The 14089-nt window shown below is 46.8% G+C and carries 11 protein-coding genes and 1 pseudogene; 3 read left to right on the top strand and 9 right to left on the bottom strand.

The window, feature by feature from the left end; all coding sequences use genetic code 11:
• The 6 genes and pseudogenes from fusA to HZB31_12520 all read right to left on the bottom strand — a co-directional run bounded on the left by fusA (window position 1) and on the right by HZB31_12520 (window position 6288).
• Window positions 1-2013: pseudogene (gene fusA, locus HZB31_12545) on the bottom strand (elongation factor G).
• 63 nt (window positions 2014-2076) lie between these two features.
• Window positions 2077-2547, bottom strand: a complete 471-nt coding sequence (gene rpsG, locus HZB31_12540) for a 30S ribosomal protein S7 (GenBank protein MBI5848747.1) — start codon at window positions 2545-2547, stop codon at window positions 2077-2079.
• 12 nt (window positions 2548-2559) lie between these two features.
• The gene (locus HZB31_12535) at window positions 2560-2931 is read right to left on the bottom strand and encodes a 30S ribosomal protein S12 (protein ID MBI5848746.1); all 372 of its coding nucleotides are present in this window, start codon (window positions 2929-2931) and stop codon (window positions 2560-2562) included.
• 216 nt (window positions 2932-3147) lie between these two features.
• Window positions 3148-4440: an IMP cyclohydrolase gene (locus HZB31_12530; GenBank protein ID MBI5848745.1), complete on the bottom strand. Its 1293-nt coding sequence runs from the start codon at window positions 4438-4440 to the stop codon at window positions 3148-3150.
• A gap of 91 nt (window positions 4441-4531) precedes the next feature.
• Window positions 4532-4813, bottom strand: a complete 282-nt coding sequence (locus tag HZB31_12525) for a PilZ domain-containing protein (protein MBI5848744.1) — start codon at window positions 4811-4813, stop codon at window positions 4532-4534.
• An 80-nt stretch (window positions 4814-4893) separates the two neighbouring features.
• Window positions 4894-6288 (bottom strand): hypothetical protein, encoded by a 1395-nt coding sequence (locus HZB31_12520; GenBank protein MBI5848743.1) that lies wholly within the window; start codon window positions 6286-6288, stop codon window positions 4894-4896.
• A gap of 134 nt (window positions 6289-6422) precedes the next feature.
• Between HZB31_12520 and cobA the strand changes: the two genes are divergently transcribed.
• Both cobA and HZB31_12510 read left to right on the top strand, forming a co-directional pair.
• Window positions 6423-8006: a uroporphyrinogen-III C-methyltransferase gene (gene cobA / locus HZB31_12515; protein MBI5848742.1), complete on the top strand. Its 1584-nt coding sequence runs from the start codon at window positions 6423-6425 to the stop codon at window positions 8004-8006.
• Complete coding sequence (locus HZB31_12510) at window positions 8003-8803, top strand: 1-acyl-sn-glycerol-3-phosphate acyltransferase (protein ID MBI5848741.1); 801 nt, start codon at window positions 8003-8005, stop codon at window positions 8801-8803. The genes cobA and HZB31_12510 overlap by 4 nt, the downstream gene beginning before the upstream one ends.
• 81 nt (window positions 8804-8884) lie before the next feature.
• Here the strand turns inward: HZB31_12510 and HZB31_12505 are convergent, their stop codons facing one another.
• The 3 genes from HZB31_12505 to dsrA all read right to left on the bottom strand — a co-directional run bounded on the left by HZB31_12505 (window position 8885) and on the right by dsrA (window position 11548).
• Complete coding sequence (locus HZB31_12505; protein MBI5848740.1) at window positions 8885-9133, bottom strand: hypothetical protein; 249 nt, start codon at window positions 9131-9133, stop codon at window positions 8885-8887.
• An 82-nt stretch (window positions 9134-9215) separates the two neighbouring features.
• A complete protein-coding gene (gene dsrB, locus HZB31_12500) occupies window positions 9216-10286 on the bottom strand; it encodes a dissimilatory-type sulfite reductase subunit beta (protein ID MBI5848739.1) in 1071 nt (356 codons plus the stop codon).
• A 32-nt stretch (window positions 10287-10318) separates the two neighbouring features.
• Window positions 10319-11548: a dissimilatory-type sulfite reductase subunit alpha gene (dsrA, locus tag HZB31_12495; protein ID MBI5848738.1), complete on the bottom strand. Its 1230-nt coding sequence runs from the start codon at window positions 11546-11548 to the stop codon at window positions 10319-10321.
• 284 nt (window positions 11549-11832) lie between these two features.
• Here dsrA and bamA point away from each other — a divergent pair, with 284 nt between their 5' ends.
• Window positions 11833-14073, top strand: coding sequence for an outer membrane protein assembly factor BamA (gene bamA, locus HZB31_12490; GenBank protein MBI5848737.1), 2241 nt, complete (start codon window positions 11833-11835; stop codon window positions 14071-14073).
• Window positions 14074-14089 lie beyond the last annotated feature (16 nt).

Below are 14089 nucleotides of genomic sequence, written 5' to 3'. Positions count from 1 at the left end.
GATACCTTCTGCAATGCCTTTCGGAACCTCGTCATAGTTCGCGAACTGCATGGTATATGTTGCCCTTCCCTGTGTCCGCTAGCGGAGGTCTGTCGCGTAGCCGAACATCTCGGAAAGAGGGACCTGAGACTTGATAACTTGTGCCTTACCTCTTTGTTCCATATTCTGTATTTTGCCTCTCCGGGAGTTAAGATCGCCAATAACATCTCCCATATAATCTTCCGGAGTAACAACTTCAACATTCATAATCGGCTCAAGGATAATCGGCTTTGCCTTTTTGGCGCATTCCTTAAAGCCCATAGACCCTGCGATTTTAAACGCCATTTCTGATGAGTCGACCTCGTGATATGAGCCGTCAGTAAGCGTTACCCTGAAATCAACAAAGGGATACCCGGCAAGCACGCCGCCATCAGCAGCCTCCTTAACGCCCTTCTCAACAGCATTCCAGTATTCACGCGGGACGGTCCCACCAACAACCTTGCTCACAAACTCAAAACCCTTGCCAGGCTCAAGCGGCATTATCTCAAGATAGACATGGCCGTACTGTCCGCGGCCGCCACTCTGCCTGACAAACTTTCCCTCAGCTTTTGCAGCCGCACGAATCGTCTCCCTGTAAGCAACCTGCGGCTTGCCGACATTTGCCCCCACCTTAAACTCACGCGTGAGCCTGTCGACAATAATTTCGAGATGGAGCTCGCCCATTCCAGCAATAAGCGTTTGACCAGTCTCCTCATTAACCGAAACCTTGAACGAAGGATCCTCTTGGGCAAGCTTTGCAAGAGATTGCGATAACTTTTCCTGGTCCGGCTTTGTCTTCGGCTCAATTGCGACAGAGATGACCGGGTCAGGAAACTCCATAGCCTCAAGGATGACCGGCATCTTTTCATCGCAGAGCGTGTCACCGGTAAGAGTAGACTTAAGGCCCACTGCGGCAGCAATATCACCAGCAGAAACCTCTTTAATGTCTTCCCGCTTGTTTGCATGCATCTTAAGAAGTCTTCCGACGCGCTCTTTCGTGCCTTTTGTAGAGTTATAGACATACGATCCTGCGCTCATAGTTCCTGAATAGACCCTCAGGAATGTAAGCTGGCCAACAAACGGATCCGTCATAATCTTGAATGCGAAGGCAGAAAAAGGTTCTTTTGGCTCAGGCTTCCGAATCTGCTCTGAATTATCATCCGGTGAAATACCGATTACAGGGGGGATATCGTAAGGAGAAGGCAGATAGTCGACAATAGCGTCAAGGAGATGCTGAACTCCCTTATTCTTGAAGGCCGTTCCGCAGATGACCGGAGTAAGGCTCATCGCAATAGCACCCTTTCTCAGAGCCGCACGGATCTCATCGGCAGTCACTTCCTCGCCGTTAAGAAACTTCTCCATCACCTTTTCATCAACATCAGAAATGGCTTCGATCATCTTTTCCCGATATTCTTTGGCCTGGTCAAGATATTCTGTAGGTATTTCGCCTTCGACATATTTTGCACCGAGCGTTTCATCATCATAGAAGTAGGCCTTCATACTTATCAGATCGATTGGTCCTCTAAACTGATCTTCTGCTCCAATCGGTATCTGAATTGGCACGGGGTTTGCGCCAAGCCTGTCAACCATACTGTTAATACACATATAAAAATCAGCACCCATTCTGTCCATTTTATTCATAAAAGCAATTCTGGGGACATTATACTTGTTTGCTTGGCGCCAAACTGTCTCAGACTGAGGCTCAACACCGGAAACCGAGTCAAATACAGCAACGGCACCGTCGAGGACTCTAAGGGAGCGTTCAACCTCTATGGTAAAGTCTACGTGCCCGGGGGTGTCTATAATATTAATTCTATGGTCGCGCCACGTACAGGTTGTTGCAGCTGATGTAATGGTAATGCCTCGCTCCTGTTCCTGCACCATCCAGTCCATGACAGCAGTGCCTTCATGAACCTCACCGATCTTATAGGTTACGCCGGTATAATAGAGTATCCTTTCGGTTGTTGTGGTTTTTCCGGCATCGATATGTGCCATGATAGCAATATTGCGTGTTGTTTCTAAAGGACCGCGTGACAAGATATATCTCCCTTAATCTCTCTACCATCTATAATGCGCAAACGCCTTATTAGCATCTGCCATTTTATGGGTATCTTCCTTTTTCTTAATGGAAGCACCGGTATTATTAAATGCATCCAGCAACTCTCCCGCCAGCCTCTCCCGCATCGTCTTCTCTCCACGACCCCTGGAGTAATTAATAAGCCATCTAAACGCAAGAGCCATCCTTCTTTGTGGCCTGATCTCAACAGGAACCTGATAGGTAGCCCCACCAACCCTTCTCGCCTTAACTTCAAGAAGCGGCTTCACGTTTTCAAGCGCAGCCTTAAAGACTTTTAACGGATCGTTTCCCGTCTTGTCTTTGATAATATCAAAGGCCCCATAACAGATATTCTCTGCGGTGGACTTTCTCCCGCTTTCCATAATAATGGTGACAAACTTGCTCACGACCTTACTATTATATTTCGGGTCCGGCAGTATCTCTCTCTTTTCGGCGACTCTTCTTCTCGGCATTTACATACTCCGTTATTTAGGCTTCTTAGTTCCGTATTTGGATCTGCTGCGCTTCCTGTCATTGACGCCTTGCGAATCAAGAGTACCTCTTATGATATGGTACCTGACACCGGGAAGGTCCTTCACCCTTCCACCCCTGATCATGACGATCGAGTGCTCCTGAAGGTTATGCCCAACACCTGGGATATAGGCCGTCACTTCCATGGCATTAGTTAATCTCACCCTGGCAACCTTTCTCAATGCTGAGTTAGGCTTCTTTGGCGTTGTAGTGTAGACCCTAGTGCAGACTCCCCTTTTCTGGGGGCATGACTTCAGCGCTGGACACTTCGTTTTCTTTATCAGGGTCTTGCGTCCCTGCCGTACTAACTGTGCTATTGTAGGCACATTTCCTCCAAAAAATAAAAAGTGAACAATCCTCTAAACTCTGGGAAACCTTGCAATATTACCAGAGCAATTAATTAATGTCAAGCTTTTTATGGGCAGTATTCATACTGCGACCTTAAAAGAATCCACCAACGGGAAACAGGAGTATAGCATTATGAGAAAAAAAAGTGTATCTTTTTTTGAAAATATTTTTCAGCCCGTTCAATCATCAACTATTCAGTGTCTGAAAGCCCTCTGCCCCGTAAAGACCATGGTCACTTTCGGGCTTGCCTCATTGCATGCCTCGATCACCTCAAAATCACGCTCTGAACCGCCCGGTTGCACGATCGCGGAAATACCTTCTTTTATCCCGGCATCCACACCATCCCTGAACGGGAAAAAAGCATCGGATACCATTGTTGATCCGATAAGACCACCCTTTGCTTCTTTAGTCAGTTCGTCAATCTCACGCAGCGCAGCAAAATCCCTTCTACCCTGCGAGGACTCTAATTCAAAGGTCTTGTAAGGGATTCCGTATTTTTTGAAGCAGAGGGCATCAGCATATTTTGTGTATGCCTTAAAAACAGCAATCTCTGCAACACCAACACGGTCCTGCTCGCCGGTCCCGATTCCAACAGTCACACCATTTCTCACATATATGACCGAATTTGACGTAATGCCCTGCTCAACATTCCATCCAAACAGCATATCATCATAGTCTTTTTCGGTTGGCCTTCTTTCAACCGCGTATTCTTTCCCTTTGTGCATGGTTTTTGCCGGCAGAAAATCATCCTTTGTCCGTATCCTGTTCACCGGGGACTGCTGAACAATTATCCCGCCGTCTATCAATGACTTGAAGTCCACAAAACGAAAAGAGCGGTATTTTTCAAGATCATCTATCTTATGTATCTTCACAATCCTGAGGTTTTTCCTTTTCGCTATAATATCGAAGGCTCCATTCTCAAAATCAGGGGCTCCAACAACTTCAAGATAATTATTGCTGATCAATTCTGCAGTCATTTTGTCCAGGGGCCGGTTAACAACAAGGCACCCGCCGAATGCAGCAATCCTGTCGGCCCTATTCGCCTTGTCATAGGCATCTGCAACGGTATCACCATATGCGACACCACTGGGGTTATTATGCTTCATGATGACAGCCGCAGGCCTGTCAGAAAGATACTTGAGGATATTCAAAGCGTTGTCGAGGTCCGTAAGGTTCGTCTTGCCAGGATGCTTGCCGGCCTGGAGCATGTCAGCCTCCGAGATACTGCTCACAAGCCCATTGCCCGCTTCAATGAATCTGCAATCTCCCAGCACCAGATTACCATTCACCAACTCAAAGAGTGCGGCCTGCTGATCAGGATTCTCCCCATAGCGCAAACCTTTTTCAACAAGTTCACCCGTCTTCTCATCAGAAATCTTCCACGCCCTCTTTTTGTATGCGAGCGTCTGACTCCCAAATCTGATAGTCATCTCGTCAGGGAAATTATCATCCATAATGGTTTTGTACATCTTCTTTAGATCCGACATCGGTTTCTCCTCGTTGCTCGAAACATAATCGTTTACTCCAGACGGCATAATAGCAGAATAAAATGGAAAGTGGAAACCAGCTCTGAGCCGCTTAGTGGAACTGAATCCCCGCCCGGTAAAGGTCCCTGTCAATCTGTCGCACCCAACGAACAACTCCCGTCGCGGACCCCAGCGGCAGATCGTCTTTTACCTTCACAGAAAGGCCTTCACAAATACAGAAGGGACTGAAAATATAGAGGCTCATACCCGACTTGCTGATATCTATGGTTACACCTTTAAAATCTTCTTCGGCATCGGGGATGCAAACATACTTTATCGTCCTGAGATAAGGAAATCTTTCTTCGCTCCGCATTTCCATCTTTTGAAGTGCCATAATCCCCCCGTAAGAATCTGGGGCATTATAGCGCATTCATCATTTCTTCTTCAATAACAACGGATGTAGTCAATAGCTCTTTATCTGATCCTGACCTCTTTTTTTGCATCGGCCAACTCCACAGGCTCAGTCTTCTCAATACCAAGCGAACTGGCAAAGGAACCGGGGTATCTGAGATAATATATCCGAGCCATGAAACTCACTGTTCCTGCAGCATTCTTCGGTATTCTGAAATGGTATCTCTCTTTGCGCATTTCCTCTGCCTTTAGGCGGTTGTCAAATATGATCTTGGCCGCATTATACGAAGAAAGTGTCTGCTTCCCGTTCCTGTCAAGATAGACAGAGCGATAGATCCGACTTCCCTCAGGAATATCCCCGCCAATGATCTCCTTATCAAAACTGCCATATCCTGCAATACCATACAAGTCGTTTCCGGGCAAAACCGGGATGGCGATACTTATGCCATCTATATTTGCAACAAGCTCCACCCAAAGCATCCTCAGGTCAGTGCTTCCAGAAGGCATGGAATGACCCACCTTCCGGTTAGAGACATGAATATTAAGCATAATATCTTCTCCGGGGGCTGCTTCTGATTTATCAACGCTTAATTCAAGCATAAGAGCATCAGAGGTCTGCGTCTTGGCATGAGCGCCAGGGAACTTATGCGTATAGAGCTTACTCCGCTGATAGGTAGCCCCCAGGGTCATTGACGCCGCCTGCCCGGAATCGAATACGGGCCTATTGTCGGTCAAAAAGCCCTGTAAGTTCATATGGCAGTCCTGGCAGTGAATCTTCCTCCTTGCATAGGAACTTTCCTTCCATTCCGTAAAAGTCGACTTAATTTCCACCCCCTCATGGTTCACGTCATTATGACAAATACCGCAAAGCTCGCTCCTGGTCTGCAGCTCATGATATGCATGATGCCGGTCCGAAGCGTGTTTAAAGGGGCCAAATTTACTTTCTCCTGGTGTTGCAATGAAGTTCCCCCCCCCGGGCCGTTCCCCTTTATACGCGCTGATTCGGTGACATAAGTCACATACAATGCCAGAGAGGTTTTGTATTGTTTGATGCGGGCTCGTGATGTACCCCTTGTTTTTTATAAACGAGATGGGATCGTGGCAGGCAATACACTTGTCTGCTTCTTTTTGCAGGTCAGAATGCTTGGATAACTGCGGAATCAGTTCTCGGAAATACTGAGCCTGAAAAACAGGATTGGAAAAAGATTTCGCGTGCATCGACTCTTCGTGCTGCTCAACGATAGTACCATGGCATCCGCGACACATTGTTGATGGATCAAATTCAGGCTCCGCAACCTGCCGTGATGCTGCCTCCTGATTTCGGGGGATGGCGCAACCGCCTAGCAGCAAAGTGGCACAGATCAAGTAAAATAGCAATACATAATGGAGCTTCCGTGATACGTGCATTCTTTCTATTTCTACCGACTCGGCTCTATCCTTGCTGCTCTTGCTAAACATGTTTTCCCTCCCTCTTTGCATCATCTGATAGCAGGCTTCTTATTTAAAATTCTACCAGATCCTTTTAATAATGCAATGAAGGTCTTGTCAGGACAAGACCTCTCTGAAGTCTTTTGTGCTAAAATAAATGCCCTATGAAAAACAATAACGGTATTGTCTATCTTGTCGGTGCTGGTCCGGGAGACATCGGACTATTTACGATAAAAGGACTTCAGTGCCTACAGAAGGCAGAGGTCGTTATCTATGACTTTCATCTCAATGCACAGATACTGAACTATATCAGTCATAAGGCTGAACTCATTTATGCAGGCAAGCGCGGTGGCCACCATACGATGACACAGGACGAAATAAACCGCGCTATCGTCGAAAAAGCAAAAGAGGGCAAGATTGTCTGCCGTCTCAAGGGTGGAGATCCTTTTGTTTTTGGTCGCGGTGGTGAAGAAGCCCAGGAACTTGTCAGGGAAGCAATTCCCTTTGAGGTCGTGCCAGGCGTCAGCTCCTCTGTGGCAGCTCCTGCGTATGCTGGAATACCGCTTACGCACAGGCTCTACTCGTCTTCGTTTGCCGTTATCCCCGGGTATGAGGATACGACAAAAGAAGAATCGTCCATCAACTGGGCTAAGCTTGCTACAGGAGTCGGCACTCTTGTCTTCTTGATGGCGGTAAAAAATATCGATGATATGACAAAAAAACTGATAGAGCATGGCCGCTCTCCGGACACGCCGGTTGCCGTCATACGGTGGGGAACGCGGGCTGACCAGAAAACCATCGTAAGCACATTAAAGGACATTGCCGCACTAGTAAAACAGAGGGATATTCAGCCTCCTGCGGTTACGGTCATCGGGGATGTCGTGAAGCTGCGGAGCGAACTGAACTGGTATGAAAAGAAGCCTATGTTCGGCCAAAGGATACTGGTGACACGGGAACATACAAGGGGCTTTGAGGTCCTTGAAGAACTAGGCGCCGAAGTGCTTCAATTCTCGACAATTGAGATCGTTCCGCCAGAGACGTGGGGTGACCTTGACAAAGCGATCGAGCATATTCATGAATATGACTGGCTTATCTTTACCAGCGCAAATAGCGTAAAATATTTCTTTTTACGACTCTTTGAAAAAAACTTTGACATTCGCGAGCTGAAAGGTCTGAAAATTTGCGCCATAGGGACAAAGACCGAGGCTGCAGTTAACCAGTTCGGCTTGAGAGTTGATCTGGTCCCTGATGAGTTTCGCGCTGAAGGATTGATTGAGACGTTCATACGAAATCAGGGTGTGGGGGAAATTGATCAGGGGCAGAAATTTTCTGGGCGCCATACGCCAAGTGCCACACCTTTTCTGGGGATAAAGTTCCTGCTCCCTCGGGCGGAGATGGCAAGGGAAGTATTCCCCGAGAAAGTGAGGGAGCTGGGTGGCAGCATCGATGTGCCTATAGCTTACCGGGCGATCAGGCCAGACTACCACGGCAAGAGGCTTAAGCGCTTTTTGAAAGAAGGCCGGATTACCATCGCAACCTTTACAAGCGCAGCCACGTTCACGAACTTCAAAGAGATCATGGGCGAGGATGCAGACGAGCTTCTCAAAAATGTAGCGATTGCAGTTATCGGACCTGTTACGGCAAAAGCTATTGAAAGAGCGGGGCTCAAGGTTCGTATCATGCCCAAAAAAGCAACGGTCGACGCAATGGTCGAAGAAATACAGCGGTGGGTACTGCAGAAACAGTGATTGCCGCAGCTCAGAATGGCTATAAGACGGATCCTGACAGACCAAGGGGTATTTTTTCACAACTATTTCTCAGACCAAGGGCAACGTTCTATTTTCAGGTATTCTGGATTATATGGAAAAATAGTCGCAAGGCTCTCAAGGGCGCGTATACTGCCGAAAATTGGGCTGAAAGCAGTTTTGAAATCATCCACGCTCTTGAAAATATCGGAGCATTCATAGAGATATCAGGGCTGGAGAATCTCAGGAATTTTGAAGGCCCTGCAGTATTTATCGGTAATCATATGAGCACACTTGAAACGTTAGTACTCCCCGCTATCATTCAGCCTATGAAACCCGTAACCTTCGTTGTCAAGGAAAGCCTCGTGAGGATGCCTGTCTTTGGTCCAATAATGCGATCGAGAGATCCGATTCTGGTCGGCAGAAAAAATGCCAGGGATGATCTCAGGGCCGTGCTGGAAGGCGGGCTCGAGAAACTTCGAAAAGGGCAGTCCATTGTGGTCTTTCCTCAAAGCACCAGATCCTTGGTCTTCAGCCCAGAGGAGTTTAACTCTCTTGGCATCAAGTTGGCTCTAAAGTCAAATGTGCCGGTAGTGCCGATCGCGCTTAAGACTGACGCCTGGGGCATTGGGAAAAGAATCAAGGATTTCGGACCTATTGATGTCAGAAAAAAAATACATTTTGCTTTTGGTGAGCATATGACCATTCACGATCGAGGGGCAGATGAACACCGGAAGGTTATTGAGTTTATAACAGAAAATCTTACTACCTGGGACAAAGAACAAAAGCAATATGTCTGAAAGGCTATAACGGAACCAGACGCAGACAAAAAAAGAGGGACATCCAGTCCCTCTTTTCAGATCATCCAATCAGGCCAGATATTACTTAATCATGCCTTTTTCCCTGAGATACTCTTCACTCGGGATTTCGACTGAGCTTGCGCCGCCGCCGTAGGAATACATAAGTCTACCGACATTGATCATCTCTCTCAAGGCCTTCTTGACTTCATCCTTTTCAAGGCTGAGCTCGCCGCTCACGCCAATAAGAATATCTTTTTCCTTAAGCTTCTTCTTGCCCTTTGCAGCTTCACAGAAGGCGAAAATTTTGTCCTGAAGTTCTGCCATTTCCATTTTTCTTTACCCCCGTGTCAAATTTAGAGTTAAATCGTGGGGCAGTCCCGATTTCCGGGACTACCTTCCCCAATCGTTTATACTACCACTTGAAGGTGGAGGATGTCCTCATGGTATCGCGCATGAAGGTGAAGTCGTCAATACACTGGAAGGTAAAGTCGATCCCGGTCAGGGAGAAGAACCTCTCCCAGCCTATTCTTTCGATCCACTCACCAACTCTCTCGTGCTTCCTCGCGTTCGCTGCATAAACCTCTACAATATGCTTGATCGCAGCAACTGCCTTCGGCCAGCGCGGCGGCTCGTTCGAAATGAACGGGATAACAAGCTTAGAGAACTTCGGATTGGATCTGAGGCTGTTGATCTTTCCGCCTACCAGTATTGCAACACCGTCCCGCTCAGGATCCTTGATGCTGATCGGAGGGCAGACCGTGAAGCAGTTGCCGCAGTACATGCACTTTTCAGCATTGATCTTGACGCTCTTGTTCGCAGGATCAGGGCTGATGGCACGTGTGGGGCAGGATCCGATAACGGTCGGGAGTTCGCACATGTTTTTGAAAAGCTCATGTTTAACCGTCGGAACCTTGGTATGAACTGCAACTACAGCGATATCTGAGCAGTGAACTGCACCGCACATATTTACGCAGCATGCAACCGCAAGCCTGACCTTATTAGGAAGTGTCTTGGACTCAAAGTATTCCATAAGTTCGTCCATGATTGACTTCACAAGGCCTGAGGCGTCAGTAGCTGCACTGTGGCAATGTACCCATCCCTGGGTATGAACGACGTTGGTAATAGCTGCACCGATACCGCCCATCTTGAATCCGCGCGCGGTAAGATCTTTCTTGAGCGGCTCGAGCTGCTTCTCGTCAGAAACAAGGAATTCGACATTGTTTCTGGTGGTATACCGGAAAAAGCCTCCGCAGAATTTTTCTGCTACATCGCAATGCTCGCGGATCGTTGCAGTCGAAAGAAGTCTCGGTGAGGCAACCCTCACTGTCCAGAGCTTGTCTCCGCTCTCGCCGACGTGGACCATAACGCCATGAGAAAGCACTTCGTGATATTTCCATTTGCCGTAGTTCTTCTGAATAACAGGCGGCAAAAACTGCTTATAATGAGGCGGTCCAATATCTGTTTTTCTCTGTGGTAATGCCATTTCTTATATCCTCCTTAATTTATTGAATAAATTTAGAATTTGTATTTGCCGGTTTTCTTTTCTTCTGCTTCCTTGGCCTTAAAAGCAGCCATGTCATCCTCAGTGTAGAACATGAACGGATCTTTCCTTGGCTCCTTGATCTGCTGCGGAATCGGGCTCTGACCAATACCTTCGAGGAACGACCGCATGCCCTTCATCTCGATGACCTCGCCGATTCTCTCTCTCGGCTTTGCGTTGTCATCCCACCATTCCCAGATCTTCCGGATAAGGTCCTTAAGCTCCGTATAAGGAGGCTCGATCTTGATGAATGGAACAATGACCCAGGAAAGGAGTGAGCCGACAACGATAGGGGCTTTCGAACCGATACAGATGGTAGCTCCGCGCTCTCCGGTAGGCTTGAGGGCCTTGGTCATTTTTGTGATACAATGCATGCAACGGTTGCATTCAGCATCGTTGATCTTCATCTCCTTGCCATCATAGCTAATGCACTGGGTCGGGCACATATTTACGATCTCGGCATTAATGTCCATGCCGTTCTTTGCGTAATTCTTAACCTCATCCTGATTGACCGCAATGTTTCCCTTCCATGTCCCAATAATGGACATGTCAGCACGGGCAATGGAAGCAACGCAGTCGCATGCGCATCCCGACATCTTGATCTTGAACTTATATGCAAACATGGGCCTGTGAATCTCATCCTGAAATTCCTGAGTCAGCGCATAGTTAAGGTCAAGGGTATCATAATTTGACCATTCGCAACGGGCTGGGCCTACGCAGCAGTTTGGAGTCCTGAGAGCAGAACCTGAACTGCCAAGGTCCCATCCGCGGGATGAGTATTCGGCAAAGATCGTTTCGAGCGCATCCGTCTTGGTGCCAAGAAGAACAAGGTCGCCGGTCGAACCATGCATGTTGGTGAGACCGCTTCCGTATTTGTCCCAGATGTCGCAAATCTCGCGAAGGGCATTGCTCGTGTAGAAAAACCCGCTCGTCTGGTTTATTCTGACCGTATGGCAATGGGCAACCCCGGGAAACTCGTCACCGAGTTCTGAATATCTTCCGATAACGCCGCCTCCGTAACCAAGGACACCAACGATACCACCATGCTTCCAATACCCTACTTTGGTCCGATAGCACTTTTCGAGATGCCCTACTGCATCATTTGCCATCTCGTTGTTCTTTCCAGCCTTCTTCATCTCTGTGACAAAGCTCGGCCATGGGCCTTTTTCGAGCTCGTCGATCAACGGCGTGTCATACTTCTTCATCGAATCCTCCTTTATGGTGATTGTTCATTGCCTAAAATTAAAGAAATGCAGGCTTAACAGCTTAAAATACCTTTTGCGAGATGGTCAAATAAAAAAAATTAATCCGCAAATCATAATTTCTTATTTTATCGGATCTGCTTTACTATAAAAGGACAATCAGGAGAATTGCCGTGCCATATAATTACAAATAGCAATTATTTTTTATTTACAAGTGACAGGGGATCAGTGCTATACTTACGGGTCTTTAAGGAGATCTCTAATATCAGCCAAAACGGGAGGGAAACATGCGCAAAACAGTTCTGCTGATAATCGTACTCGTAATGGCATCATATACGGGACTGTTTGCCCAAGCACAGCCTCTGGTCAATGCCATAGAGGTCAAGGGACTCAAGCGCATCGAAGAAGGAGCAGTCAAAGCTAAACTTTCCCATAAACTGGGGGAACCCATATCTCAGGAAAAAACCAACGAAGATATAAAATCCGTTTTTAAGTTGGGATATTTTGAGGATGTTAAGGTTGAGATTGAGGCTTTTGAGGGAGGGGTCAAGCTTATCTATCTTGTTCGGGAAAAACCTGCAATTATCCGCATTGAACTTCAGGGCAACAAAAAAATAGAGGACACGAAAATCAGGGAAAAAATATCCATTACGCCCGGCTCCATCGCAGACACTGTTCTGATCCAGGATAATGCGACAAAAATCGGCAAATACTATGAAGAAGAGGGATATTGGCTCACAAATATTGTCCCTGTCATAAAGAAAATTACAGAGAATGAAGTGACTCTTACCTATCAGATAGACGAAGGGGACAAGATCAAGATCAAGAGCATTGTCATCGAAGGCAACAAGAATCTATCATCGGGCAAAATCAAAAAAGTCATGGAGACCAAGGAGTGGTGGCTCTTTTCATTTATTGGTTCAGGCGGATATCTCAAAAAAGATCAACTTGATACTGATATGGAAAAGGTCAGAAACCTTTATTTCAATAACGGATTTTTAAAAGTTGTCGTTGGAGAGCCGGAAATTTCCGTTGACAAGGAAAAGAAGGGCATGACTATTAAGCTGCGTATTTCCGAGGGCGAGCAGTATAAGGTCGCATCCGTCGGTATTTTAGGCAATAAACTGTATGACGAAGACACGATCAGAAAGTTAATTATCCTCAAGGTAGGCAGCCTTTTTCAGAAAAATATCCTCGAAAAAGACATGCTTGCTATTTCAGACCTCTATTCCAGAAACGGATATGCACTTGTCTCTGTCATTCCCAACCTTACCCCTGAAGATCAAAATAAAACAGTCCAGATTGTGCTCGGCATCGAAGAAGGTGATAAATACCGGATCGGCAGAGTCGAGATATCCGGGAATCTGAAGACAAGGGACAAGGTAATCAGAAGAGAAATCCGGCTTGATGAAGGTGAGATTTTCGATAGTTCTAAGTTAAAAAGAAGCTATGAAAGAATTAATAATCTTGGTTTTTTTGAACATGTCGATATGGTCCCAAAACCCAAATATGAAGGCAAATCCGTTGATATCGATGTCAAGGTTAAGGAGCGGCCGACCGGTTTTATGAGTATCGGCGGCGGATACAGTTCTGCAGATGCCTTCATTGCAACAGCCGATATTACACAAGGGAATCTATTTGGGAAAGGGCAATATGTAAAGCTTAAAGGGGAGCTTGGCGGCAAGACTTCATATTATGAGCTGTCTTTCCGTGATCCGTATTTTATGGATAGACCCATCTCCCTTTCAACTGGCCTGTATCGTCACCATCGCGAGTATATCGAATATAACAAGCAGGCATACGGGCTGTATGTTGGATTTGGCAAATCCTTTGATGAATACTGGAAGGGTGACATCACCTATAATTTTGAAAGGGCAACCATTGATAACATTAAAGAGGGTGCGTCAAGCATTGTAACTGACCAGGCCGGGACAAGCACCACCAGCAGCGTAACGCCAACGATAACAAGGGACAGCAGAGATAACTATCTTGATCCGACAAGAGGATCGAGGAACTCTCTGGCCGTTACCGTGGCAGGTCTTGGAGGAACAAACGGTTTTGTCAAGGCAGTCATCGATTCAGGCTGGTTCTTTCCGATAGGAGAGACAACTTTTATGGCAAGAGGGCGACTGGGATATTCAAAGGCTATTTTCGGAAAAAAACTTCCACTGTACGAGCGATTCTATGTGGGAGGAATCAATACAGTCAGAGGGCTTGGCTTTGGCGAAGCCGGTCCGCGCGACACGGCTACGAACGATCCGATTGGAGGCACTTCCGAGCTCATCTTTAACTTTGAGTATATTTTCCCTCTTTCATCTGAGATGAAATTGAAAGGACTTACTTTTTTCGATGCAGGGAATGCATATGATAATTTCAGCGACTTAGGCAAGTTGAGATATACGGCAGGACTCGGTGTCCGGTGGATCTCTCCTTTTGGTCCTATTCGGCTTGAGTGGGGCTACAATATTTCCCAAAAACGCGACGAGAGCGCCAGCAAATTTGAGTTTGCATTCGGAAGTTTTTTCTAACTATATACAAGGAGAG

It is taken from the genome of Nitrospirota bacterium, from assembly GCA_016235245.1.
GTDB lineage: Bacteria > Nitrospirota > Thermodesulfovibrionia > Thermodesulfovibrionales > UBA6898 > UBA6898.
Note: the sequence above shows the minus strand (reverse complement) of the source record. Positions and strands in the feature narration are given on the sequence as shown.

Coding starts and splice junctions, on each gene's coding strand:
- HZB31_12520 (MBI5848743.1), bottom strand. CDS start 6,288: ATGTTTAGCAAGAGCAGCAAGGATAGAGCCGAGTCGGTAGAAATAGAA.
- HZB31_12530 (MBI5848745.1), bottom strand. CDS start 4,440: ATGTCGGATCTAAAGAAGATGTACAAAACCATTATGGATGATAATTTC.
- dsrA (MBI5848738.1), bottom strand. CDS start 11,548: ATGAAGAAGTATGACACGCCGTTGATCGACGAGCTCGAAAAAGGCCCA.
- HZB31_12505 (MBI5848740.1), bottom strand. CDS start 9,133: ATGGAAATGGCAGAACTTCAGGACAAAATTTTCGCCTTCTGTGAAGCT.
- dsrB (MBI5848739.1), bottom strand. CDS start 10,286: ATGGCATTACCACAGAGAAAAACAGATATTGGACCGCCTCATTATAAG.
- bamA (MBI5848737.1), top strand. CDS start 11,833: ATGCGCAAAACAGTTCTGCTGATAATCGTACTCGTAATGGCATCATAT.
- rpsG (MBI5848747.1), bottom strand. CDS start 2,547: ATGCCGAGAAGAAGAGTCGCCGAAAAGAGAGAGATACTGCCGGACCCG.
- cobA (MBI5848742.1), top strand. CDS start 6,423: ATGAAAAACAATAACGGTATTGTCTATCTTGTCGGTGCTGGTCCGGGA.
- HZB31_12525 (MBI5848744.1), bottom strand. CDS start 4,813: ATGGCACTTCAAAAGATGGAAATGCGGAGCGAAGAAAGATTTCCTTAT.